The sequence below is a fragment of the Heliomicrobium undosum genome (genome assembly GCF_009877425.1).
Taxonomy (GTDB): domain Bacteria; phylum Bacillota; class Desulfitobacteriia; order Heliobacteriales; family Heliobacteriaceae; genus Heliomicrobium; species Heliomicrobium undosum.
Genome location: NZ_WXEY01000004.1, coordinates 1 through 22,033, shown reverse-complemented (window position 1 = coordinate 22,033; position 22,033 = coordinate 1). Strand labels below are relative to the sequence as shown.

Here is a 22,033-nt window from a genome sequence, read left to right as displayed (position 1 = left end):
TTAGAGTAGCCCCTTTCTTGACATGATGACTTCTTGTGCTGCTTTGACGCCGGCGCCCAGTTCGACGGGGTAGCCGAGTTCTTTGAGGGTCATTTCGAGGGCGCCGATGGTGGCCAGGATGTCGAGGTGCTGCACGTACCCGAGGTGGCCGATGCGGAAGATCTTGTTCTCCAGCTTCTTCTGGCCGCCGGCGAGGACCACGTTGTACTCTTCGCGCATCTTCTTGTTGATGGCCTTGGCCTCGATGCCTTCGGGCGCCCAGACGGCGGTGACGGCGGCGGAGGCGACGGCGTCATCAGCCAGCATCTTGAGCCCGAGGGCTTTCGCGCCGGCGCGGGTGATGTCCCGCAGGTAGAGCTGCTTGGCGAAGATGTAGTCCATGCCTTTTTCCCGGAAGAGCTTGAGGGCTTCTCGGAGGCCTGTCAGTTGGGGGATGGCCGGGGTGACCGGGGTCTGGCCTTTTTCGAGGAACTTCTTGGCGGAGCCGAGGTCCCAGTAGAACTTGGGGGCTGTCGATTTCTCGTAGGCCGCCCAGGCGCGGGGGCTGACGGAGACGAAGGCGACGCCCGGCGGGATCATGAAGCCTTTCTGGGCGGCCGTGACGATAACGTCCAGGCCCCACTCGTCGGTCTTCACTTCCATGACACCGAGGCCGGAGACGGAGTCGACAAGGATCAGGGCCGGGTGGTCGCCGCGGATCTCACTGAGGCCTTTGAGGTCGTTGCAGACGCCGGTCGCTGTTTCGTTGTGGGTGACCAGGATGGCCTTGTATTCCTTATTCACATCGGCGGCCAGTTTCGCCTTGACGACGTTCAGGTCGACGGCGGTGCCCCATTCGAAGTCCACCTTGTCGACGATGCAACCGTAGGTCTGGGCGATAGTGGCGAAGCGATCACCGAAGGCGCCGATGGAAAGGGCGAGGACCTTGTCGCCAGCGGACAGGAAGTTGACGATGGCCGCCTCCATGCCGCCCGTCCCGGAGGAGGGCAGGATGAGGACGTCGTTTTTCGTCTGGTAGACGTACTTGACGCCTTCGGTGACCTCTTCGATGAGGGTTTTGAAGCTCGGCCCCCGGTGGTTGATTAGCGGTTCCGACAGGGCCCGCAGGACCCGGGGCGGGACGGGCGTCGGTCCGGGAAGCATCAGATATTCTTTTTCATACATAAAAAGCGCTCCTCCTTTGGTACCTTGCGCCGTTTGCGGCGCCGTGATCATGTATACAAAAAGGGCAGAAATATAAAAACCCCTCGATCCATGACTATTGTGTCAGGGACGAGAGGCTGTGACCCGTGTTGCCACCCTGCTTGACCTTTCCGTCAGGAAAGGCCCGCTCGACATGCGTAACGGACATGACCGGGCCGGCTCATCGCCGCCAACTCAGGGGTGGAAATTCACCGGACGCTCGGGTTGGCTCGCATCGACCGCCAACTTTCTGAACCGTTCCTCCGATTACTGTTCCCCATCATCGCTTCTTCCAAGGTAAGGACGTTACCATGGAGTGTAGCACAGGCGTTGATGATTGACAAGACATTTCATGTTAAAAAAACGGCGCAGCCTTTGCGGCAATTCTAGGCAGCCAGGCGAAGGATAGACTAGCAGACGGCGCCCGCAAGCTGCCGCTGCTGGTTTTGAGCGGAATCCCGAAACAGGGCCTGCTTCAAAAAATCGTCGATGCAATCGTTGACCTCTTCGGGATTGTCCAGGTTGGTGGCATGGCCGGCGCCGGAGATCAGCCGGTGGCAGGCCTGGGGGATGGCCTCGCAGATGAAGCGGTGCTGGCGACGCATCATCCACTCGGCGTCGCCTTCGAGGACCAGCGTCGGACAGGCGACCTTGGGGAGGTCGGCCAGCGTCTCCATGCGGCAGGCGATCTCCCAGATCAGGTTCCAGCGCTCCTTGGGGTGTTGCACCGTCACGCGGTAGAAGTACTCCTCCAACTCGGGATGAAAGAGGCTGAGCCCTTTGGCGTGCATGCTCGCGATCTTTTCCATGGTGGCGAAACGCAGGGTGAGTCCGTAAAAGAAGAAGGAGAAGCCCTGCAGTGAGATGTCGATCAACTCGCTGAAAAACTTTTTCAGCGATCCCTCCTGCAGGGTGATGGCCAGGCGGTTTCGCCAGTTGTAGGCGCTCGTCACCGGCGTGCCCATGAGGACGAGGGCCGCCACCCGCTCGGGATGCAGGATGGCCGTCCGTAGCGAGATGTGCCCCCCCATGGAGCAGCCGACGAGGACGGCCCGCTCGACGCCGAGGTGGTCCAAGAGGGCCACCTGGTCGCGGCTGAAATCGTCCAGGTCGGCAAGGTCGCAGCAGCCTGAGCGACCGTGAAACCGGACATCCCAGAGGATGACGCGGTAGTGGCGGCTGAAGGGCTCCACCTGGGGCAGCCACTGCCGGTGATCCCAGCCGGCCCCGTGGGTGAAGAGCAACGCCGGCGCCCCTTCGGGGCCGAAGACCTCATAGTTCAGGCGAACACCGTTGGCGATTGCAGTAGCCATTGCTTCTCCTTTCGATGACGGAAACCTGGGGAAACAAGAAGCATGTGAGGTGTTGCCTTCTCACAAATCACGATGGCTGCGCGGCAGCGCCTTTTCAAGCGATAGCGAGGGCCGGCCGCTCCATGGCCGGCCCATCGCTTCCCTGATTACGCCTGTTCCGCCACCATCTTGAGAAAAAAGCGGTGCATCCGGTCGTCCTTCGTCAATTCGGGATGGAAGGCCGCAGCCAGGAGGTTTCCTTGACGGGCCAGCACCGCTTTGCCTTCATGGCGGGCCAGGATCTGCACATCCGGCCCCGCTTCGGCGATGTAAGGCGCGCGAATGAAAACGGCGGGAAAGGCGCCAACACCAAGGGCTTTATCATCACCGAGGGCTTCATCCGCACCGAGGGCACCGAGGGCATCGATGCCGTTAAGCGCCGCGATGTCGAGGGCGATCTCGAAGGAGTCGACCTGGCGGCCAAAAGCATTGCGCACGGCGGTGATGTCCATGAGGCCGAGGCGCTTCTGCTCCGACCGCTCGATCCGCTGGGCCAGCAGGATCAGTCCGGCGCAGGTGCCCCAGAGGGGCATTCCTTGGGCCGCCCGCTCCAGGATTGCCGCGTCAAGGCCAAAGTCGGCCATCAACTTGCCGATGGTGGTGCTCTCGCCGCCAGGGAGGATCAGCCCGTCCAGTTCGTCGAGTTGCTCGGGCTTGCGTACCTGCACGACGTTGCAGCCCAGCGATTGCAGCATCTGCTCATGCTCGCGAAAGGCGCCCTGCATCGCCAGGACGCCGATGGTGAGCGCTTTTTTTTCGGTCATGGAAAAGCCCCCGGCTACCAGCCGCGCTCTTGCATGCGCTGTTCCGCCGGGATGGTCGGGATCTCGATGCCCACCATCGGTTCGCCCAGGTCTTTGGACACCTCGGCGATGACCTTCGGGTCGTTGTAGTGGGTCGTGGCGGCCACGATGGCCTTGGCCCGGCGGACAGGGTCGCCTGATTTGAAGATGCCCGAGCCGACGAAGACGCCGTCGACGCCCAGTTGCATCATTAGGGCGGCGTCAGCCGGGGTGGCAATGCCGCCGGCGGCGAAGTTGACCACGGGCAGGCGGCCTGTCTCGGCCACCAGGCAGACGAGTTCGTAGGGCGCGCCGATCTCCTTGGCGAAGGACATGCGCTCTTCCTTGGGCAGGGTCGTCAGTTTGCGGATCTCGCTCATGACCTGGCGGGCATGGCGCACGGCTTCGACCACGTTGCCGGTGCCGGGCTCGCCTTTCGTCCGGATCATGGCCGCGCCTTCGCCGATGCGCCGCAGTGCCTCTCCCAGGTTGCGGGCGCCGCAGACAAAGGGCACCTTGAAGTCGTTTTTGTTGATATGAAACAGGTCATCGGCCGGCGTCAGCACTTCCGACTCATCGATATAGTCGATGCCGAGCGACTCCAGCACCTGGGCCTCGACAAAGTGGCCGATGCGGGCTTTGGCCATGACCGGGATGGTGACAGCGTCCATGATCCGCAGGATCACCGTGGGGTCGGCCATGCGGGCCACCCCGCCGACGGCGCGGATGTCAGCCGGCACGCGCTCCAGCGCCATGACGGCGCAAGCGCCGGCTTCCTCGGCGATCTTGGCCTGCTCCGGCGTGGTGACATCCATGATCACGCCGCCCTTGAGCATCTCGGCCAGGCCTTTTTTCACTGTCCAGGTTCCTTTTTCTGTCGTCATTCGTAAATTCCCTCCTGCGCGTAATTGGGCACCCTTTTGGCCTCCCGCGCCGGGGGTCGCCCCGAATGCATTCTTCCCAAAACGATGTAAAAAAGGTAGTCGCTCAGTGACTACCCCTGTATTTTACATGATCCATCGGGTGCGGACAAGGACTGGCGCAGGGAAATCCCCAGAGCCCGATAGACTTTATCCTATTTTATTGTTTTTGCAGGGACTTGGCGGGAAAGGCCTGCAGGATCAGCACACCGAGCAGGATCAGCGCGCCGCCGCCCATCTGAGACAGGTTGAAGCGCTCACCGAAGATCAGGAAAGACAAAAAGACGGTCCAGACCGGTTCAACGGTACTGATGATGGAGGCCTGCGCCGGTCCGACCCGCTCGATGCCGGCCATCAAGGCCAGGATGGCCACAGCCGTGCAGATGACGGCGATGCCGAGGATGGCGCCGTAGGCTTCAAGGGGCATATCGAGGCGGAGGTCGCCGGAGACGAGGCCGCGCAGGACAAAGACGAAGGCGGCAAAGGCGCAGATGTAGGCCGTCGTCACCAATGGGGAGACGCCTTGGACGATGCGGGCGCCGAGAAGCAGGTAAACCGAGTACATGACAGCGGCGGTAAGTCCGAAGGCCGCGCCAACGCCGTCAAAGGCCGCCGTTTCCAAGGAGGCGCCGAGGACGAGGACCATTCCGGCAGCGGTCGCGCACAAGGCGGTCATGTTCGTCCAACCGACTCGCTCCCGCCCCATCAGCAGAGAGAGCACATACACAATCACCGGGTAGGTGTAGAGCAGCAGCGCCGCCAGGCCTGGCGTCAGCCGCTGCACCGCCGTAAAAAAGCAAAAAGACATCGTGCCGTAGCCGACAGCGCCCAGCAGGGCGAGCCCGGCCAGGGTCTTTGGATCGACCCGGTATGTTTCCTTCCGGATGATAACGACCAGCCAGAGCAGGGCCGCCGCCAGACAGAAGCGAACAGCCAGCACCGTGGGCACCTGGGCGCCGTAATCGTAAGCGATGGCTGCAAAGATCGCCATGGAGCCGAAGGCCAAGGCGGAGATGATCACGAGGAAAAGGCCCATGTGAGATTCCTCCGGTATAACGCTTATAACAGACTATTGCGCCGCAGATCCGGTCCCCCGCTCGCGCCCAGCGTCCCTGTCAACACACCCGTGATGACCAAAGCGCCGCCGGCCAGTTGGGGCCAGGCGACCCCTTCATGGAGAAAGACGACGCCGAAGATGCATCCGAAAACAGGCACGAGATTGACGAAGATGGCCGATGGGCCGGGGCCGATGGTGTTGACGCCCTCATACCACCAGACAAAGCCCAGCACCGTCCCGAGCAGGGCCAACTGCAAAATGGCCGTCCAGCCGATCCAGGAAAAGCCGGCTGTCCTATCGGTCAGGGCCGTCTCGATGAAGGCCGCCGGCAGCAGCAGCAGCGTGCCGAACAGGGTCGCATAGGCTGTCGCCACCAGCGGCGAAAACCGGCCGAGCATCTTTTTCCCCAGGATCGAGTACAAAGCCCAAGAGATCGGCGCGCCCAACAGGATCACGTCGCCGGGGTTGAAGAAGAGCCCGCGGAGGACCTCCAGGGAGCCGCGCGAAACGACGGTGACAACACCGATGAAGGAGATCAAAAAACCGACGGCCTGGATCGGCCGGAAACGTTCTCTCAGCAGGAGCGCCGAGAAGATGGCCGTGACCAAGGGATTGATGGCGATGACGAGGGAGCCGTTGGCGGCTGTCGTAAACTTCAATCCCGTAAAGAAAAAGGCGTTGTAAAAGAAAATCCCCGTTAGCCCAAGGCTGAACAGGCCGAGGATTTGGCGCCACCCTCGGGGGTAGGGGATGCGGCCCTCCCCTCCCGGTCGATAGGCCTCCCAGGCGACGATGGCAAAGAGGACCAGGGTGGCGACAGTAAACCGGCTGGTTGCCGAATAAAAGGGCGGCGCCTCCTGGACCGCCAATTTGGCGGCGACGAAGGTGCCCCCCCAGAAACAGGTCGTCAGGATCAGTTTCAGATAGGTTTTTGCCGGGCGTTGTGTCTTGCCTTGCGCTGCCACCGTCCCATCCCCTTAGTGCATGTGATCGGCTGTCGCCGACCTGGCTTCGTCTAAAACTACATTATACACCCTTTTTTCGGGTGTGTCCGCAGCTTCCCCCGGGGATCAAAAAAAACGCCCTGGAACAATCCGTTCCGGGCGTGGCCTGTGATCAAGACCGATGGGGTTGGGGTGAGGGTTACCTATGGCAATCAGCGGGACTACGCACGTTCGCGACGCATCACCGACGCTGGCGGGGAACCGCTGACATTCCATGCATCAGTAGTAATAGCCGGGACGGGCCAACAGCGACGTCAAGAGGAAAATGGGGATGAAGGTGCGGTAAAAAGGTCCCGGTCCAAATCCCGGCCCGAATCCCGGACCGAAAAAGGGGCGACGATAGGGAAAGCGGTAGGGGTAGCGGTAGGGCGGGTAAAAAAACTGCTCCGCTTGCACGGTATCTCCCGCCATCGTTTCTACCGCCATCATCTCTTCCGGCGCCATGACCGCTTCCGCAGTCATCGCTTCTTCAGAGGCAAAGGCTTCTCCGCCAGCCATGACTTCCGTGACCGCATCGTCCGTTTGCGCCGTCGCCCGGGAATCCTCCATCTCCAATTCGATATAATCGTCTCCCACGGAGATGAGGCGGCCCGTGTAGATCCGCATGCCGTCGGGATGGCGGACCTCGGCGGTCATTTCTTGGCCAATCATGCCGCGAAGCCTGTCGCACATCATGGGACGATAGGCGGGGGAAAGGGGATACGCGCCGTCCATGACCATCTCTCCTTGCCACTTTGGTTTTTTCAGTGGCAATGTATTCCATAGACGGTCAGTAGGTGACAGGTCGACAAATTGTTCCTCGGGAACGCGTTTACGTTTGCGAGGACGTCTCACCGGAAACGAGGTCGAGGATGTCGTGCCGGCGCAGGGGGCGCTTCAAGACTTGGCTGAGTTGGCGCACGTTCAGGAGCAATTGGGTCATCCCCTCCTGGTCCAGGTCGTGCCCCTGGGCCTTGAGCAGTTCGTCCAGGGGTTTTCGCCCGCTGTATTTGCCAAGGGCGATGCGGTGGCGGCGGCCCACATACTCGGGGGGATAGGCTTCATAGTTTGAACGGTCTTTATTCAGTCCGTCCACATGAATGGATGAAGCGTGCGTAAAGGCGTCGCGGCCGATGACAGGCTTGGAAAAGGGGATGGGCCGGCGTGTGGACCAACTGACGAGCCGGCAGAGCGCCGGCAACAGTTCCAGGTTGATGCGCGTATCAGCGCCGCAGCACTGGCGCAGGGCCAGGGCCACCTCTTCCAGGGGGGCGTTGCCGGCCCGCTCGCCGAGCCCGCAGACGGTGACGCTTGCCGCCTTGGCGCCCGCCTGGATGGCGGACACCGTGTTGGCCGTGGCCATGCCCAGGTCATTGTGGGCATGGATCTCCAAGGGAATCGAGAGCGATGACGCCAAGCGGTCAAAAAGGGTGAAGGTGCGGATGGGGTCGAGGATGCCCAGCGTGTCGGAGATGCGCAGCCGGTTCACTTTGAGACGCTCCGCTTCCACGCCCAGTTGGATCAAAAACTGGGGATCGGCTCGGCTGGCATCTTCCAGTCCGATCACCACATAGAGCCCTTCCGCCTTGGCCCGGCGGACACACTCGCCCATCTGGTCGAGGACCCACTGGCGGCTTTGGCGGAGTTTCTGGGTGATCTGCTGATCCGAAGAGGGAAGGCAGATGGCGACACTATGGACGCCGCACTTGAGGCTCGCTTCCAGATCGGAGATGACAGCCCGGTTCCAGGTGGTCACCCGCGCCGGCAGGTTCAACTTGACGATGCGGGCGATGGTCTCCTGTTCGTCTTCTCCCATGGCGGGCACGCCCGTTTCAATTTCGTGGACGCCCGCTTCAGCGAGGCGCCGGGCCAGCAGCTCTTTTTCCTGTGGGCAAAAAGCCACCCCCGGCGTTTGCTCGCCGTCGCGTAACGTCGTATCCATCAACCAAACCCGTTGGCGCATGACAACGCCCCCTTACCCTTATATCAATCCGATGGCGTCGGCGCGGCACTGGCGGCAGTGGGCCAGTTGGGGCAGGATGACGGACGCTTTTTGTTGCAGCTTCTGCAGCATGGCCGGCGTCGGCGGCGCCCAATCGGCGAAATCACCCTGGTTGATCAGGGGCATGAGATTGAGCAGCGCAGCCCCGCGGCTTTTCACTTCCCGGGCAAGCGTTTCGATCTTGTCATCGTTCAGGCCCGGGATGACGACCGTATTCACTTTGACGGTCCGTCCGGCGGCCGCCGCCATTTCGATGCCGCGCAGTTGCCGCTCGATAAGCAATGCGGCGCCCGCTTCCCCAGTCAACCGTTGTCCCTGATAGCGCACATGGCGGTAGATGCGCGCGCCGATGGCCGGATCGAGCGTGTTCATGGTGACCGTGATGTGCGAGACATTCAGCTTCACCAGATCGTCGAGGCGATCGGCGAGCATCAAACCGTTGGAACTGACGCAACTGATCAAGTGCGGATGATGCTCTTGAATCAGGCTAAAGGTCTTGAAGGTGTTTTCGTTGGCTAGCGGTTCTCCGGGGCCTGCGATGCCGACCACGTTGAGATAGGCGCCGATATCGGAAGCCAAGGCCTGATCAACGCGCCAAAGCGCCTGTTCCGGCGTGATCACCCGGCTGGTGACGCCGGGACGGGATTCGTTGGCACAGTCGAATTTACGCACACAGTATCCACAGCCGATGTTGCAACTCGGCGCCACCGGCAGGTGAATGCGCCCGGCTTTGCCGTGACCCTGAGGTGAGAAACAGGGGTGGCGAGGGGTCGACTCTTTTTGGTTTCCATCGCAAGATCCGAGACATCCCATGTTTCACACCTCTTTCCGGTTCATTTTTTTCGCGTCAGGTGATGTGAAAAACCTGTAGCTTCACGCTGATGGGAGGCGACTCCCCTGCTTCAACCTTAGATCTCTTTCGGCGCAAAGGTAAAGCAGCGCTTGGCGCAGGTCCGGCCGCAAGCCTGGCAGCCGATGCAACGGTCCTTGTCGGCGATGATGGAGATCATGCGCTGCATGTCGTCTTCATCCATGAAGGTGTCGAGGCCGAGAGCGCCCTGGGAGCAAACCTTGATGCAGCGGCCGCAGCCCATGCATTTCATGGGGTCGATCGCCTCGACGAATTTGGGGGTCCATTCTTGACCGCCGTAGGTCAATCCGGTGAAGGTAGCCATATGTTTAGTCCTCCTTCATCATCTTTTCTTGTTGGAGCCGTTTGCGCAGCCACGGCGGCGGGGAACCGGCCAGCAGGGTTTGCAGGCGCTTCAGTTCATCCTCGATGGCCGTGCCTTCAGGCACTTTCAGTGGGTGGATCCCGCTCTGGACCAGGCGGGCTGCTGCCGGGCCGCCGATGCTGGTGCAGTAGGCGACGGCGCAGCCGCGCAGGATCTGCATGCGGTTTTCGACTTTATCCTCTTTGTCGGCGTCTGGGGCGAACTCCTGGGGGCAGTAGACGATCCCCTTTGATGTGATCGCTTCCGGGGTAATGTCATAGAGGGCAAAGGCGGGAGCGAGCCCGAAGTGGGCGTCGATGTGGGTCTGGCTCTCGGTGGCAAAAGCGACGAGCATGATAGGCGCCTCCTTACACAGCCATGGCGTTCAGGCAGTCGATGAGGAATCGCTGGGTTCCCCGGTAGCCGATCCAGACCGTCTGGGGCATGCCGGCCCGGTCAAAGACAGGAAGGCCGGCGCGCAGGTGGGGGATTTTGAGCGGCAGGGCCGCTTGGCGGGCGTTGGAGTTGGCGATGATCAGGTGGCTGCCGACGGCCGTCTCCTCCAGGTGCTCCAGGTCGCCGACAATGACGGGGATGCCCGGGGGGACCGCGCTCGGGTCAGGGGCTGTGGCGGCCAGGGCCGTCTGGATGACGGCGCCGAATTCGGCGAGGCAGCCGGCTAAGCTCAGCAGGAGGTCCGATTCGAGGGCCAAGGCAATTTTTTTCCGGCCGATCTGGTCGTGGTAGTCGGCCAGTGTATCCAACAGGCGGCTCCGCTGCCGGAGCAGTCGCTCCGGAATGGGCCGTCCCGAGATTTGGCACAGTTTGAGGACGAAGATGTCGACGGCTTCCAACCCCGTCAAGGAGTGGACGGCCATATGGGGCACGCCGTGCATCCGCTGGAGTGCCTCGCCGACGACGGCCATGCTGGGGCCGAAGGAGAAGGCGGCGACACAGCCGGGGATGCGGCGGATTTCCTCTAAGGTGATGCCGCCCTGTACGACCGGCGCCGGGTCGAGCTCGGAGTGGCCGTCCAGAGATGTGGAGATGTCCGGCAGAACAAGCGGTGTCAGTCCGAAGAGGCTCACCATGTCTTTCAGTTCTTCCACGTCGGCCGGGGTGAGATGGACGCCGGGAAAGAGGGCGACGGTCTTTGCATCCTGCGGCGCGGGATCCTTGGCCAGTGTCTCCACGAGGGCCAGGGCGGTGCGCTGGTAGCCTTCTTGCAACGAACCGACGTAGTCGGGCGTTTTGGCCAGGACGACGGGCAGGTCGCTCAGGTCGGGCCGTTCCTGCCGCAAGGTGGACCAGGCGCTTTCCATGTCATCGCCGAAGGTCTCTGTCAGGCCCGAACTCATGACACCGATGATGCGCGGCTTGAACTTGTCGGCTGCTTTGGCGATGCCCTTTTTCAGGTGTTCCCAGCCGCCGAAGATAGCCGTGTCCTCCAAAAGGGCCGTCGAGTTGAGGGGCACCGGTTCTTTGAAGTGGCGCGACAACTGAAGCCGGATGAAGGTGGAGCATCCCTGGGAGCCGTGCAGGAGGGCCAAAAGCCCGTCGACGCCCATGTAGGCCAGGGTGGCGCCCAAGGCGGGGCTGTTTTTCTGGGGGTTGCCGGTGTAGCTTCGGGGGGCGAAGGCGGTGGCGGTCATTGCGCGTCACCTCCTGCCGGAAAGGGTTGCCGCATTTTTTCCCACACGGGGCTGAAGACGGTGCGGGCGACGGCTTTTGCGAAGGTGATCATGCCGTCATAGCCGGCATAGGGAAGGCTGCGTCCGTGATTGATGTCGAGAAAAGGGGTTCGCGTCTTGTGGGCCAGGTACTTTGTCTTGCCGCCCGCCACGATCAGGTCGGGCGCTTTTTCTTTGATCAGGGTTAGGAATCCGGCGGCGCTGGTGTCTTCGATGATGTGGGCTTCCGGATCCATGAGGGCTTTCATGCGCAGGAAGTCTTCCGGTGTCGAGTTCTGGGTGCCGCCGGCGAGGACCTCGATACCCAGTTCCTTCAATGTGGTAACCATGGACCAGGTCTTGACGCCGCCGGTGAAGAGGACGGCCCGTTTGCCTTCGAGTCCTTGTCTATAGGGCGCGATGACGGCCCGCGTCTCGGCCTCTTTTTTTTGGATGTGGGCTTCTGTCCTGGCGATCAGGTCGGCGTCGCCGAAGGCTTCGGCGATGGCCCGCAAGGTGTTGCTCGTGTCATGGATCCCGTAGAAGGAGCCTTCGATGTAGGGGATGCCGTATTTTTTCTCCATCTGCTTGACCAGGTTGGTCAGGCTCTTCGAGCAGACGAGGATGTTCAGTTTGGCCCGGTGGGCGGTGCGCAGGTCGTCGAAGCGGGCGTCGCCGCTGATGCAGGATTGCAGTTTGACGCCGATGGCTTCGAGCGAAGGCTGGACGCCCCAGAGGTCGCCGGCGATGTTGTACTCGCCGATGAAGTTGATGGCGAAGGGGTGGATCTCCTCCGGTTCGGCGGTGCCGATGACATGCTGGAAGAGGACTTCGCCGGAGACTCGGTTGCCGATGTTTTTGTCACCGAGGAAACCGGGGGCGTTGACGGGGATGACGGGAACGGGGACCTGCGCTTGGGCTTGCCGGCAAGCAGATTCCAGGTCGTCGCCGATCAGGGCGGACACGCAGGTGGCATAGACAAAGACTGCCTTCGGCCGGTGTTTCGCGGCGATTTCGATGATGGCCTGGACGAGCTTTTTCTCTCCTCCGTAGACGACATCCATCTCCATCAGGTCCGTCGTCAACCCCCGGCGGTAGAGCTGCGCCCCGGAGGAGCGAGCGCCCCGGTTATCCCAGGAGTTGCCGGCGCAGGCGATGGGACCGTGAACGACATGGGCGACGTCGGTGATCGGCATGAGCACGACCCGGGCGCCGTCGAAAGCGCAGGAGCGCTCGGCGCCTTCCCCAGGCAGCGCTTTCATGCAGAGCTTGGGCGCGCCCTTGTCGGTGAGAGGACATTCCTCGCGCAGGTTTAACTTGGACAGATTGACAAACACCGGCGGCACCCCCTATTCCACTTTTTCTCAGGCTGGTTTCTGGTTTTCACTTCGTTGCAGCGAATCCAGAAGGTTCTTTAACGATTGCCGAAAGGAGGGGAACGCCTCCGGTGGCGGCTTCCCGCCACCGGAGCTTTTTCCATCCTTCCACTGCGGCGTAACGCCGGATTAGCGCATCAGTTCGAAGAGACGGTCCGGGCAGGTCCGGTCGACTTGGTCCATGAAGGTGTTGGCGATCATGGTGACCAGGTTGATGGCGCCCTGGTAGCCGACGATGGGGCTGCGGTGCAGGTTGACGCGGTCCATGATCGGGAAGCCGATACGGACCAAGGGGATGTTGGCGTCCTTGGCGTCGAACTTGCCGTGGGAGTCGCCGATCAGCATGTCGACGGGCTCCGTCATCAGCAAGGAGCGCATATGCCAGAGGTCGCGGCCGACGTGCACGCCGCAGTCCTTGCCGAAGGGGCTGGCGTCGAGCACCGCCTGGATGTCCTTGCGGAATTGCTCGGTGCCGTTGGTACAGACGATGTGGGCAGGGATGCCGCCCATTTCGAGCAGGAAGCCGGTGAGGCCGAGGAGCAGGTCGGGGTCGCCGAACATGGCGAAGCGCTTGCCATGGATGTACTGGTGAGCGTCGGTGGCCGAGTCGACGGCGCGGCCGCGCTCTTTTTCCAGTTCCGCCGGGATCGGCTTGCCGGTCATCTCCTGGAGGGCCATCAGGAACTTGTCGGTGTTGTTGATGCCGATGGGCATGGTGACCACTTCGGTGTTGATCTTCTGAACGTTTTTGACGAACTTGTAGCTGCCGACGGTGGAGTAGCGCTGCATGAAGATGAAGCCGGAGGCGTTCAGCGCGTCCGCCAGTTCAGACATGGGCGTGCCGCCGGGGTAGATCTGGTACTCGCCGGTGTGGGGCGAATCCATGGCTTCGGTGGCGTCGGGCAGCATCGTCATGGGGATGCCCATGGCCGACACGAGGCGCTTGTATTCACGCAGGTTGCCGGGGTAGGCGTCAAAGCCGGGAACGACGTACAGGCGGCCGTTGGTCCATCTGCCATGGCGCGGGTCAGCCAGGGATTGGAGCAGGGCTTTGAACATGTTGTCCCAACCGGTGATGTGGGAGCCCACGAAGGAGGGCGTCTGGGCGAAGGCGATGGGGAAATCCTGGGGCACCGAACCGGCGTTGCGGGCGTTGGCGATGAAGGCATTCAGGTCGTCGCCGATAACCTCGGCCATGCAGGAGGTGAAGACGCCGATCATCTGGGGCTTATAGACCTGGTAGGCGTTTTTCAGGCCTTCGATCAGGTTGGCTTGACCGCCGAAGACGGCCGAGTCTTCTGTCATCGAGTCGGAGACGGTGGGAACAGGCTCGCGCAGGTGACGGTTCAGGGTGTTGCGGAAGTAAGCGGCGCAGCCTTGCGAACCGTGGACGAAGGGGAGGCAGCCATCGATTCCGAGGGCGCAAAGGAGGGCGCCGAGGGGCTGACAGGCTTTGGAGGGGTTGATGGAAAGGGCTTTGCGGTTGAAGTTCATCTCCCGGTATTCCGGCGAATTCAGCCATTCGGCCATTTCTTCTTTGGATTGCGTGCAGGCGCAGGTGTTCTCACTCATTTGCGCACCTCCTTCGCTTCTTTTTTCCAGGGCGCCTTGGCCAGTCCCCAGGTGGGGCTGCTCAGGGCGATGTCCATGTCACGGGCGAAGATGGGGAACCCGTCATAGGCGTGGTAGGGACCGGAGTAATCCCAAGAGTGCATCTGGCGGAAGGGGTAGCCCATCTTTTCAAAGACGTACTTTTCCTTGATCCCGGAGCCGATCAGGTCGGGCCGCATGCGGTTGACGAACTCTTCAAACTCGAAGGCGGTCACGTCGTCATAGATGACGGTGTTGTCGCCCATCATGGGGAAGGTGCGGTCATAGTCGTCCTTGTGGGCGAACTCGTAACCGGTGCCGACGACTTCCATGCCCAGGTCTTCGTAGGCGCCGATGACGTGGCGGGGACGGAGGCCGCCGACGTAGAGCATGACCTTTTTGCCTTCGAGGCGTGGGCGGTACTTTTCGATGACGGCTTGCATGAGGGGGTCGTACTTGGCGATGACCGCTTCCGCTTTCTCTTGGATGGTCTCGTCGAAGAAAGCGGCGATTTTGCGGATCGATTCTTTGATCTTGGTGGGACCGAAGAAGTTGAACTCCATCCAGGGAATCCCGTATTCCTCTTCCATGTGCTTGCAGATGTAGTTCATGCTGCGGTAGCAGTGGATGAGGTTCAGCTTCACCTGGTGGGCCGTTTGCAGCATCTCGACGGTGGAGTCGCCGGTCCAGGTGTTGCGGACCTTCAGGCCCATCTCTTCGAGGATCTTGATGGAGGCCCAGGCGTCGCCGCCGATGTTGTAGTCGCCGATGAGGGAGACGTCATAGGGACCGGGATCGGGACGTTCTTTTTTGGCCAACAGGTGGTCGCGCACCGCGTCGTTGGCGATGTGGTGGCCGAGGGATTGGCTGATGCCGCGGAAGCCTTCGCAGCGAACCGGGACAATGGGGATGCCCAGTTCCTTGCTCATCCGCTTGGAGACGCTCTCGATGTCGTCGCCGATGAGGCCGACGGGGCACTCAGACATGACGGAGATGCCTTTGACGGTCGGGAAGAGTTCTTTGACTTCCCGGCAGAGTTGCTCCAGCTTCTTGTCGCCGCCGTAGACGATGTCGCCTTCGCTGAAGTCGGAGGTGAACTGGAAGGGAACGAAGTTATCGACGCCCAGGGTGCCTTCCGCCAGGTTCCGGCGGTTGCCCCAGGAGTAGTAGCCGCAGCCAACAGGTCCGTGGGAGATGTGCACCATATCTTTCACCGGTCCGAAGACGACGCCTTTGGCGCCGGCGTAGGCGCAACCGCGGGCAGTCATCAGGCCGGGGACTGTCTTGGAGTTGGAGCGAATCGAGCAGGAGGCGCAGCCCTCTTCCTTGACGGTGATGTGCTTGGCGCGCATCTTCTGAGCTTTTTCGGGATAGACAGAGAGGACCTCGTCGACCATCTCTCTGCTGGCATAACCCTTCGGATCTTGCTGTTCAGCCATGAAGCTACACCTCTTTCCTTTCTAAAATTGGGTGTTTTCGTCGCGTAAGTAGCATTCGGAGGACGTTGCCGGTCATCGAGAAGAGATGTCAGGGTTTGTAAAAAAAGTAGCTTTCTGCGTATTCTGGCGCAGTGAAGGCGATGTAGATGGTCGAGAAATTCGCTGCGTTGATGTGGTCTTAGCCGAGCTTGGCGGCCGCCGTTTCCTCGTCTTCCAGGATGCCGTACTGGATGAGCAGGTCTTCCAGTTCGTCCATGGTAAGCGGCGTGGGAATGACGAGTTTTTTGTTTTCGTCGATTTTCTTGGCCAGCGCGCGGTATTCGTCCGCTTGCGGATGATCGGGGGAGTACTCGATGACGGTCATCCGGCGCAGCTCGGCCCGCTGGACTTGGTTGTCGCGGGGCAGGAAGTGGATCATCTGGGTGCCCAGACGGGTGGCCAACTCGTCGATCAGTTCGTATTCCTTGTCTACCTTCCGGCTGTTGCAGATCAGGCCGCCGAGACGGACTTTGCCGGAGGAGGCGTACTTGAGAATGCCGCGGGCGATGTTGTTGGCGGCGTACATGGCCATCATTTCGCCGGAGGTGACGATGTAGATCTCTTGGGCTTTGTTCTCGCGAATCGGCATCGCGAAACCGCCGCAGACAACGTCGCCGAGAACGTCATAGAAGACATAGTCGAGGTCAGGGGTGTAGGCGCCGTTTTCTTCGAGGAAGTTGATGGCGGTGATGACGCCGCGGCCGGCGCAGCCAACGCCCGGTTCCGGACCGCCCGACTCGGCGCAGCGGATGTCGGCGAAGCCGGTGAGGAGCACGTCTTCCAGTTCGAGGTCTTCGACGGTGCCTTTTTCACGGGCCAGGTCCATGACAGTGGCCTGGGCTTTGGAGTGCAGGATCAGACGGGTCGAGTCAGCTTTGGGGTCGCAGCCGACGATCATGACCTTTTTGCCCATCTCCGCCAAAGCGGAAACGGTGTTTTGCGTGGTGGTGGACTTGCCGATGCCACCTTTTCCGTAAATGGCGATCTGCCGCATGGGAATTCCTCCTTCAGTCTTCCGTGGATGAGATTAGATGACGGCGTCGCAACCCCGCTCTTGGGTCCGCACGCGGACCACTTCTTGCAGGGGGCAAACAAAGATTTTGCCGTCGCCGATATGACCGGTCTTGTTGGCCGCCACGATGGCGTCCACCGCTGCCGAGACCTGATCGTCCTGGACGATGATGGTCAGCATGCGCTTGGGAATCCATTTGATCTCCGGCTCCATGCTCTGCAGGGCCGTAGAGGTGAACTTGTTCAGTTCCGGATCGACCTCGGCGGCCCAACCGCCGATGCCCTTTTGTCTTCCCCGGCCTTCAACGCTCTGGATGGTGAGGGCCGGGAAACCGGCCTCTTCCAGGGCCTTTTTCGTGGCCGGCAGCTGGTGGCGCCGGATGAAGGCGACGATTTCCTTCATAAAATTACAACCCCCTTGCCCCCGTACGTACGGTGTAGGCTTCTTCCACCGGGGTGACGAAAATCTTGCCGTCACCCATGGAACCGGTTTTGCCGGCTTCGATGATCACATCGACGGCTTTCTCGACATTTTCATCATCGACGACCATCAGGAGCATCGTTTTGGGGAATTCGTCATAGACCACATCGCCAATGCGCATCCCTTTCGATTTGCCGCGACCGAAGACGTGCATTTTCGTGAGAGAGGTTAAGCCCTCTTGGGCCAGGGCTTCCGCGACGACTTCGGCTTTTTCCGGCCGGATGATGGCACGGATCATTTTCATGGAATCAACGCCTCCTCTTTTTTGTTTGGGGGGTAGTGATGGTGTGGGGAACCCTCAAGGAAACCGAGGGCATCACCTCCTTACGTGGTCAGGAAAAAACACTCCCGCCGGAGAAACAGAAAGAGCCCCTGGTTTTGTTAACCAAAGGCTCTCTAATCCGCTGTAAACACTCCAGCCCCGCATAAGGGTTGGCGCCCATTTTCCTATGAAGTTGTGCGCTACGCTATGTCTGCGAAACTCTCACTCTGCGAATGACACGCTCTCCGCTTATTTGACCCGCTGGGGTCAACATCTCCATATGGCTGAAAAAGGTTCCTCACTTCTAGAGGTGCATGTATCCCAGCCCAACCCGGCTGTGTTCGGTAAGAGGATGGACGGAAGACTTTCCGAAGATCCCGACGGCCACCCATCTGCCGTCGGAGATGACGCTGATTTTCAAGGCTAGGCTGGCGTTGTTGGCTGTTTCGAGGAAAATCCCTTTCATCGCATCGACGGTGGCGTGGAGCACGGCGTGGACGGACTCCGGTTTTCCCTCGATGACTTTGGCGTTAATGGCGGCGGCGATGACGGAATTCGTCAGTTTGCCGGTGCTCTGCAAGGCGCTGACGGTGCCCCCCACTTCGGTGACGACGCAGGCCAGTCCCATCTCTTCCCCGTAGTACTGGCGAAGGCGGTATTCTTTTTCTCTCGTCTCACTCATGGCAAGCATCATGGCGGCGCGCTCTAAAGAGGGTTTGCCCTCCTGGGCAGTTGCCTTCATCTCTCTCGAATCCCCCTTTTCGCGTTCTTAGAAAAACAAGGGTAAAAATGAAAAACGCCATTTTGAAGCTTTCACTTCAAAATGGCGTCTATGCCACTGTGCAAGGGAGTCCGTTGAGTTATGGTATAAACATAAACCCGTTTTCTTATCCTGTCACTCATCAAAAACGGGCAAAATGGATTAAACAGACCACTCAAGGTTCGATTATCTCTTCTTCTCTCTCTCTTTCGCATGTTTTCATATATCTGTTTTGTTCCCCAACTTTTCTTTAGGCGGTTGTCCTATTTGTGTCAATATATTGCATTCAGTATTCTTGCATGCTCATGTCGTTCCGAAGCCTGCCTTCACGGCAATCCCCGCTGTTTCCAAGGAAGCCCGCACCGCCTTGGCTATGGCGGCGGCGGCCGGGTTGTCGCCGTGCAGGCAGAGCGTGTCCGCGTCAATTCGGATCGGGTCGCCGTCTATCGATGGAATGCAACCGGTCTTCACCATCGTCACCGCCCGCGCGCCAGCCGTCACCGGATCAGTGATCACCGCGCCGGAGAGGTTGCGGGGCGCCAGTGTGCCATCGGCTCGGTACGCCCGGTCGACGAAAGCCTCCCGCGCCACCGTCAGCCCTAGCCTTCTTGCCGTTTCAACAAGGCGGGAGCCGGTGAGGGCGTAGAGAACGAGTTTCGGATCGACTCTTTTTACGGCCAGCGCGACCGCCGCCGCCAGTTCGTCATCGACAGCAGCCATGTTGTAAAGGGCGCCATGTGGTTTGACATGGTGGAGCCTTCCGCCGGCGGCCTGCACGAATGCCTGCAACGCACCGATCTGGTAGATGATCAGGTTGGTCACCTCAGACGGCTGGAGGCGCATCTCCCGGCGGCCGAAGCCGGCCAGGTCGGGAAAGCCGGGATGGGCGCCAATGGCTGCGCCGGACTGCAAGGCCCGTTCCACCGTGACCGCCATCACGTCGGGATCGCCGCCGTGAAAGCCGCAGGCGATGTTGACGGATGAGGCGATGGCGATCATCTCGTCGTCACAGCCGATCCGGTAGGCGCCATAACTTTCGCCGATATCACAGTTGAGGTCGATCCGCATCGATTAAGACACCTCCGCCGGCGACGGTCGCCGCGCAATGATGCGTGAACGAAGGACTTCTGCCTGCTGGCGCAGCGCGGCCCGCGCCTCGCCAAGGGTACAAGGGACGAAGCGGATCCGGTGGCCAGCCTGCGCCTGGGCCAGCAGGGGGATGTCGGCGGTGATGACGGTGGCGATCTTGGGATAGCCGCCGGTGGTCTGCCGATCGGCCATCAGCACGATGGGCTGACCGTCGGGTGGAACCTGCACCGCTCCCAGAGCGGTGGCGTCAGAGATCATCTCTTTTCCCATAACGGCTTGAATCGACGGACCTTCCAATCGATAGCCCATCCGATCCGATAGAAGGGAGACGCAGAAATCGGCTGTGAAAAAGCGCTCCCGCATGGCGGCAGAAAAAACGTCAACCTGGGGACCCTCGATCGCCCGGACGGAGACAGCTGCCCTGTAGCGGGGGACCCACTCCGCCTGCATAACGCGATAACCGATTTGGTTGAAATCCTTTCCCCGGTGGTGTGGAAGCGTATCGCCATCTTTTAGCGCCCGGCCCTGGTAGCCCCCGATCTGACCTCTCAAATAGGTTGAGCGGCTGCCCATGACTGGCTCGACGGCCCATCCGCCATCCACGGCCAGATAGGCCCGGCATCCGCTGCGCGGTGCGCCGAAAGTCAGCAGACTGCCCGCTTCGATCAGCACGTTTTCCCACATGGGCAGGGGATTACCATCCACTACGGGAGATAAATCGCCGCCGGTGACGGCGATAATCGCCGTCGATAAAAAGCGAAGCTGCGGCCCGACCAGTGTAATCTCTAAGGCCGCCGCGCTCGGATCATTGCCGACCAGCAGATTGGCTGCTTGCAAGGAAAAGGTGTCCATGGCTCCGGCGACGGGCATCCCGAATGCCTGGTGCCCATGACGCCCCATATCTTGAACGGTGGTTAATAAGCCGCCCTTGATGACCTGTACTGTCAACGTTGCTCGTCCCCTCCACCGGCGTCAGTTGCCAGCCCGATTTGCTCTTTTGGTTCAACATGTGGTAGGTGGCGAGATCGATGGGACGAAAGCGAACCCGGTCGCCGGGACGCATGAGCACAGGGGATTCCCTGCGCGGATCGTAGAGGGTCACCGGCGTACGACCGATGATCTGCCAACCGCCCGGCGCTTCGATGGGATAGATGCCGGTCTGCTCGCCGGCAATGCCGACCGAACCGGCAGGCACAGCCTTTCTCGGTTTGGCGTGGCGTGGCGCCGCGATCTTGGAGGGGACTTTCCCGAGGTAGCAAAATCCCGGCACAAACCCGAGCATGTACAGGTGATAGCTTCTCCCTGCGTGAAGGGCGATCACCTCATCTGTTTTCAGACCGCTGCGCAGCGCCAATGACGCCAGATCAGGTCCCCATTCCCCACCGTAGAGCACAGGCACCTCCCAGGTCAAGGACATGGTGCTGCCCCTTTCATTCAGCAGCGCCAGTTCCGCCCAGAGGTAGCATTCGACATCGTGGGCGTCGATTTGCATGGGATCGTAATAGACGGCCAAGGCGCAGTAGGTGGGGACGATCTCCCGCAGCCATCCATGCTTCGCTTGCGCCAGCGCCGCCGCCAGGGCATGCACGTGGACGTTGATTTCCGGGGAGATCTCCTGATCAAACTGAATGAGCCAACAACTGTCTCCCATCGGCACCAGCCGGCACTTCTGTTCTTTTGTCCGATTCTCCATGATGTGCTTGCTCATCCCCATGCTGTCAGATTGTTCTCAAAATTACAAATATGGTCTTTCTAAAAAATTGTATCGAATTTTGCTGGAGAATGAAACGCCTTTTTAAAATATATTTTTAATCTTTGTACAGCCTCCTTGGAGATATAGCTGCTTGTTGATATAGGATTGCTCCACGAATGGGTTTCCCTTTCTAAAATATACTTGCCATCATGAAGACGGTTCTAGACATAAAAAAGGGGTCATGACATTAGATTAGATCCTAGTTATGAGAATTACATTTCAAAAAAAGCATTACCGTTAAGCGATAAATTGCCATACTCCTTTGTATGTACGTTCATCTTAGCCTTCTCTTCGCGCTAAGGCGTTAATTATAAATCTTGAAAAACTATAAATTCTTCTTCATACTTCTCTAAATATTCACGAAGAAAATCAACTATTGATGGTTCAGAATCATAATATTCGAAATCGACCTCATCGAATTTGCCATCGCGCGCTTCTTCTACGTACTCTTCTACGGTTTTAATTTCGGGTATCCCTTCGGTCATAAGAATACGTAACGCTTTAGAAAATACTATAGCCTGTGATTGCGCACCAATTTTTTTAAGCGCAATCGCTGTCTCGTTCGCTAATGAGATGCCTCTATTTAAAAAATATTGCATATGGCCCCCATTTTGAACCTCCGAATCATACCAAAAACTCAGGTGGGCCACTCTTTGAATTTCAGTTAAATCATCATATTCTTCCAAAGCAAGTAAGTGGACGAACTGATTCCATTTTTCATAAGGATTGCTTTCCATCATCTCTTTTGTCACTACTCTTTTCACCATCAACGTTCACCTATCTTTCGCTGGTTATCTTCCCATACCCCGTTTGCTCGCCTCAGCGCAGGTAGTACAGAAACATACTAGATAGTGCTCAAAGTAACGTCTTACCACCCACCATTATACCAAATCATTTTTAAATTAAATAATAAATGTATTTTTTGTATCAGAATCGACAAGAGATTGTTACAGACACAAAAGTTACAAACGCAAAAAGCCCACGCTTCATAAAAAGCAGTGGGCTTTCCCTCAAAACTACACAGAGTTAGTTTCGTAAAGCAGCAAGTGAAGGTCAAGTCCTCGACCGATT

Annotated in this window: 23 protein-coding genes and 1 other annotated feature; all 23 genes read right to left on the bottom strand. The window is 59.6% G+C overall.

Annotated elements, in window-relative coordinates; genetic code table 11:
- Entirely contained in the window at positions 1-1,164 is a 1,164-nt protein-coding gene (locus GTO91_RS05385; protein WP_161256016.1) for a pyridoxal-phosphate-dependent aminotransferase family protein, read from the bottom strand.
- Positions 1,165-1,265: 101 nt separating this feature from the next.
- Positions 1,266-1,475 (bottom strand) — a binding site (T-box leader).
- A gap of 117 nt (positions 1,476-1,592) precedes the next feature.
- Positions 1,593-2,495, bottom strand: a complete 903-nt coding sequence (locus GTO91_RS05380) for an alpha/beta fold hydrolase (RefSeq protein WP_161256013.1) — start codon at positions 2,493-2,495, stop codon at positions 1,593-1,595.
- 146 nt (positions 2,496-2,641) lie between these two features.
- Positions 2,642-3,298 (bottom strand): pyridoxal 5'-phosphate synthase glutaminase subunit PdxT, encoded by a 657-nt coding sequence (pdxT, locus tag GTO91_RS05375; protein WP_161256010.1) that lies wholly within the window; start codon positions 3,296-3,298, stop codon positions 2,642-2,644.
- 14 nt (positions 3,299-3,312) lie between these two features.
- Positions 3,313-4,200: a pyridoxal 5'-phosphate synthase lyase subunit PdxS gene (gene pdxS / locus GTO91_RS05370; protein ID WP_161256007.1), complete on the bottom strand. Its 888-nt coding sequence runs from the start codon at positions 4,198-4,200 to the stop codon at positions 3,313-3,315.
- 196 nt (positions 4,201-4,396) lie between these two features.
- Positions 4,397-5,272: a DMT family transporter gene (locus GTO91_RS05365; RefSeq protein WP_161256004.1), complete on the bottom strand. Its 876-nt coding sequence runs from the start codon at positions 5,270-5,272 to the stop codon at positions 4,397-4,399.
- A gap of 23 nt (positions 5,273-5,295) precedes the next feature.
- Complete coding sequence (locus GTO91_RS05360; protein ID WP_161256000.1) at positions 5,296-6,258, bottom strand: DMT family transporter; 963 nt, start codon at positions 6,256-6,258, stop codon at positions 5,296-5,298.
- Between the two features lie 258 nt (positions 6,259-6,516).
- Entirely contained in the window at positions 6,517-7,011 is a 495-nt protein-coding gene (locus GTO91_RS05355; protein WP_161255997.1) for a hypothetical protein, read from the bottom strand.
- A 97-nt stretch (positions 7,012-7,108) separates the two neighbouring features.
- A complete protein-coding gene (nifV, locus tag GTO91_RS05350; protein WP_161255994.1) occupies positions 7,109-8,239 on the bottom strand; it encodes a homocitrate synthase in 1,131 nt (376 codons plus the stop codon).
- An 18-nt stretch (positions 8,240-8,257) separates the two neighbouring features.
- The gene (locus tag GTO91_RS05345; protein ID WP_161255991.1) at positions 8,258-9,091 is read right to left on the bottom strand and encodes a radical SAM protein; all 834 of its coding nucleotides are present in this window, start codon (positions 9,089-9,091) and stop codon (positions 8,258-8,260) included.
- Positions 9,092-9,186: 95 nt separating this feature from the next.
- A complete protein-coding gene (fdxB, locus tag GTO91_RS05340; protein ID WP_161255988.1) occupies positions 9,187-9,453 on the bottom strand; it encodes a ferredoxin III, nif-specific in 267 nt (88 codons plus the stop codon).
- A gap of 4 nt (positions 9,454-9,457) precedes the next feature.
- Positions 9,458-9,847 (bottom strand): nitrogen fixation protein NifX, encoded by a 390-nt coding sequence (gene nifX / locus GTO91_RS05335; RefSeq protein ID WP_161255985.1) that lies wholly within the window; start codon positions 9,845-9,847, stop codon positions 9,458-9,460.
- A gap of 13 nt (positions 9,848-9,860) precedes the next feature.
- Positions 9,861-11,144 carry a nitrogenase iron-molybdenum cofactor biosynthesis protein NifN gene (nifN, locus tag GTO91_RS05330; protein WP_161255982.1) on the bottom strand — a complete coding sequence of 428 codons (1,284 nt, stop codon included), beginning with the start codon at positions 11,142-11,144 and terminating at the stop codon, positions 9,861-9,863.
- Complete coding sequence (gene nifE, locus GTO91_RS05325) at positions 11,141-12,499, bottom strand: nitrogenase iron-molybdenum cofactor biosynthesis protein NifE (RefSeq protein ID WP_161255980.1); 1,359 nt, start codon at positions 12,497-12,499, stop codon at positions 11,141-11,143. The genes nifN and nifE overlap by 4 nt, the downstream gene beginning before the upstream one ends.
- A gap of 168 nt (positions 12,500-12,667) precedes the next feature.
- On the bottom strand, positions 12,668-14,110 hold the full coding sequence (gene nifK / locus GTO91_RS05320) for a nitrogenase molybdenum-iron protein subunit beta (protein WP_161255978.1): 1,443 nt from the start codon (positions 14,108-14,110) through the stop codon (positions 12,668-12,670).
- Complete coding sequence (gene nifD / locus GTO91_RS05315; RefSeq protein ID WP_161255976.1) at positions 14,107-15,567, bottom strand: nitrogenase molybdenum-iron protein alpha chain; 1,461 nt, start codon at positions 15,565-15,567, stop codon at positions 14,107-14,109. Before nifD ends, nifK begins: the two co-directional genes overlap by 4 nt.
- A 178-nt stretch (positions 15,568-15,745) precedes the next feature.
- Positions 15,746-16,600, bottom strand: a complete 855-nt coding sequence (nifH, locus tag GTO91_RS05310; RefSeq protein WP_161255974.1) for a nitrogenase iron protein — start codon at positions 16,598-16,600, stop codon at positions 15,746-15,748.
- Positions 16,601-16,633: 33 nt separating this feature from the next.
- Positions 16,634-17,020, bottom strand: coding sequence for a P-II family nitrogen regulator (locus tag GTO91_RS05305; RefSeq protein WP_161255971.1), 387 nt, complete (start codon positions 17,018-17,020; stop codon positions 16,634-16,636).
- 4 nt (positions 17,021-17,024) lie between these two features.
- A complete protein-coding gene (locus GTO91_RS05300) occupies positions 17,025-17,342 on the bottom strand; it encodes a P-II family nitrogen regulator (RefSeq protein WP_161255968.1) in 318 nt (105 codons plus the stop codon).
- A gap of 322 nt (positions 17,343-17,664) precedes the next feature.
- Complete coding sequence (locus GTO91_RS05295; protein WP_161255965.1) at positions 17,665-18,102, bottom strand: HutP family protein; 438 nt, start codon at positions 18,100-18,102, stop codon at positions 17,665-17,667.
- A gap of 321 nt (positions 18,103-18,423) precedes the next feature.
- Positions 18,424-19,188 (bottom strand): LamB/YcsF family protein, encoded by a 765-nt coding sequence (locus GTO91_RS05290; protein WP_161255962.1) that lies wholly within the window; start codon positions 19,186-19,188, stop codon positions 18,424-18,426.
- Positions 19,189-19,191: 3 nt separating this feature from the next.
- Positions 19,192-20,109, bottom strand: a complete 918-nt coding sequence (locus GTO91_RS05285; RefSeq protein WP_235919224.1) for a 5-oxoprolinase subunit C family protein — start codon at positions 20,107-20,109, stop codon at positions 19,192-19,194.
- Positions 20,015-20,902, bottom strand: coding sequence for a 5-oxoprolinase subunit PxpB (gene pxpB / locus GTO91_RS17995; protein ID WP_235919194.1), 888 nt, complete (start codon positions 20,900-20,902; stop codon positions 20,015-20,017). Before pxpB ends, GTO91_RS05285 begins: the two co-directional genes overlap by 95 nt.
- 368 nt (positions 20,903-21,270) lie before the next feature.
- Positions 21,271-21,726, bottom strand: coding sequence for a DMP19 family protein (locus tag GTO91_RS05275; RefSeq protein WP_161255958.1), 456 nt, complete (start codon positions 21,724-21,726; stop codon positions 21,271-21,273).
- Positions 21,727-22,033 lie beyond the last annotated feature (307 nt).

Excerpts from the sequence above, each read along its gene's own strand:
- GTO91_RS05385 (WP_161256016.1), bottom strand. The coding sequence starts at position 1,164 with ATGTATGAAAAAGAATATCTGATGCTTCCCGGACCGACGCCCGTCCCG.
- GTO91_RS05380 (WP_161256013.1), bottom strand. The coding sequence starts at position 2,495 with ATGGCTACTGCAATCGCCAACGGTGTTCGCCTGAACTATGAGGTCTTC.
- pdxT (WP_161256010.1), bottom strand. The coding sequence starts at position 3,298 with ATGACCGAAAAAAAAGCGCTCACCATCGGCGTCCTGGCGATGCAGGGC.
- pdxS (WP_161256007.1), bottom strand. The coding sequence starts at position 4,200 with ATGACGACAGAAAAAGGAACCTGGACAGTGAAAAAAGGCCTGGCCGAG.
- GTO91_RS05365 (WP_161256004.1), bottom strand. The coding sequence starts at position 5,272 with ATGGGCCTTTTCCTCGTGATCATCTCCGCCTTGGCCTTCGGCTCCATG.
- GTO91_RS05355 (WP_161255997.1), bottom strand. The coding sequence starts at position 7,011 with ATGGACGGCGCGTATCCCCTTTCCCCCGCCTATCGTCCCATGATGTGC.
- nifV (WP_161255994.1), bottom strand. The coding sequence starts at position 8,239 with ATGCGCCAACGGGTTTGGTTGATGGATACGACGTTACGCGACGGCGAG.
- GTO91_RS05345 (WP_161255991.1), bottom strand. The coding sequence starts at position 9,091 with ATGGGATGTCTCGGATCTTGCGATGGAAACCAAAAAGAGTCGACCCCT.
- fdxB (WP_161255988.1), bottom strand. The coding sequence starts at position 9,453 with ATGGCTACCTTCACCGGATTGACCTACGGCGGTCAAGAATGGACCCCC.
- nifX (WP_161255985.1), bottom strand. The coding sequence starts at position 9,847 with ATGCTCGTCGCTTTTGCCACCGAGAGCCAGACCCACATCGACGCCCAC.
- nifN (WP_161255982.1), bottom strand. The coding sequence starts at position 11,144 with ATGACCGCCACCGCCTTCGCCCCCCGAAGCTACACCGGCAACCCCCAG.
- nifK (WP_161255978.1), bottom strand. The coding sequence starts at position 14,110 with ATGAGTGAGAACACCTGCGCCTGCACGCAATCCAAAGAAGAAATGGCC.
- nifD (WP_161255976.1), bottom strand. The coding sequence starts at position 15,567 with ATGGCTGAACAGCAAGATCCGAAGGGTTATGCCAGCAGAGAGATGGTC.
- nifH (WP_161255974.1), bottom strand. The coding sequence starts at position 16,600 with ATGCGGCAGATCGCCATTTACGGAAAAGGTGGCATCGGCAAGTCCACC.
- GTO91_RS05305 (WP_161255971.1), bottom strand. The coding sequence starts at position 17,020 with ATGAAGGAAATCGTCGCCTTCATCCGGCGCCACCAGCTGCCGGCCACG.
- GTO91_RS05300 (WP_161255968.1), bottom strand. The coding sequence starts at position 17,342 with ATGAAAATGATCCGTGCCATCATCCGGCCGGAAAAAGCCGAAGTCGTC.
- GTO91_RS05295 (WP_161255965.1), bottom strand. The coding sequence starts at position 18,102 with ATGAAGGCAACTGCCCAGGAGGGCAAACCCTCTTTAGAGCGCGCCGCC.
- GTO91_RS05290 (WP_161255962.1), bottom strand. The coding sequence starts at position 19,188 with ATGCGGATCGACCTCAACTGTGATATCGGCGAAAGTTATGGCGCCTAC.
- GTO91_RS05285 (WP_235919224.1), bottom strand. The coding sequence starts at position 20,109 with ATGGGGCGTCATGGGCACCAGGCATTCGGGATGCCCGTCGCCGGAGCC.
- pxpB (WP_235919194.1), bottom strand. The coding sequence starts at position 20,902 with ATGGAGAATCGGACAAAAGAACAGAAGTGCCGGCTGGTGCCGATGGGA.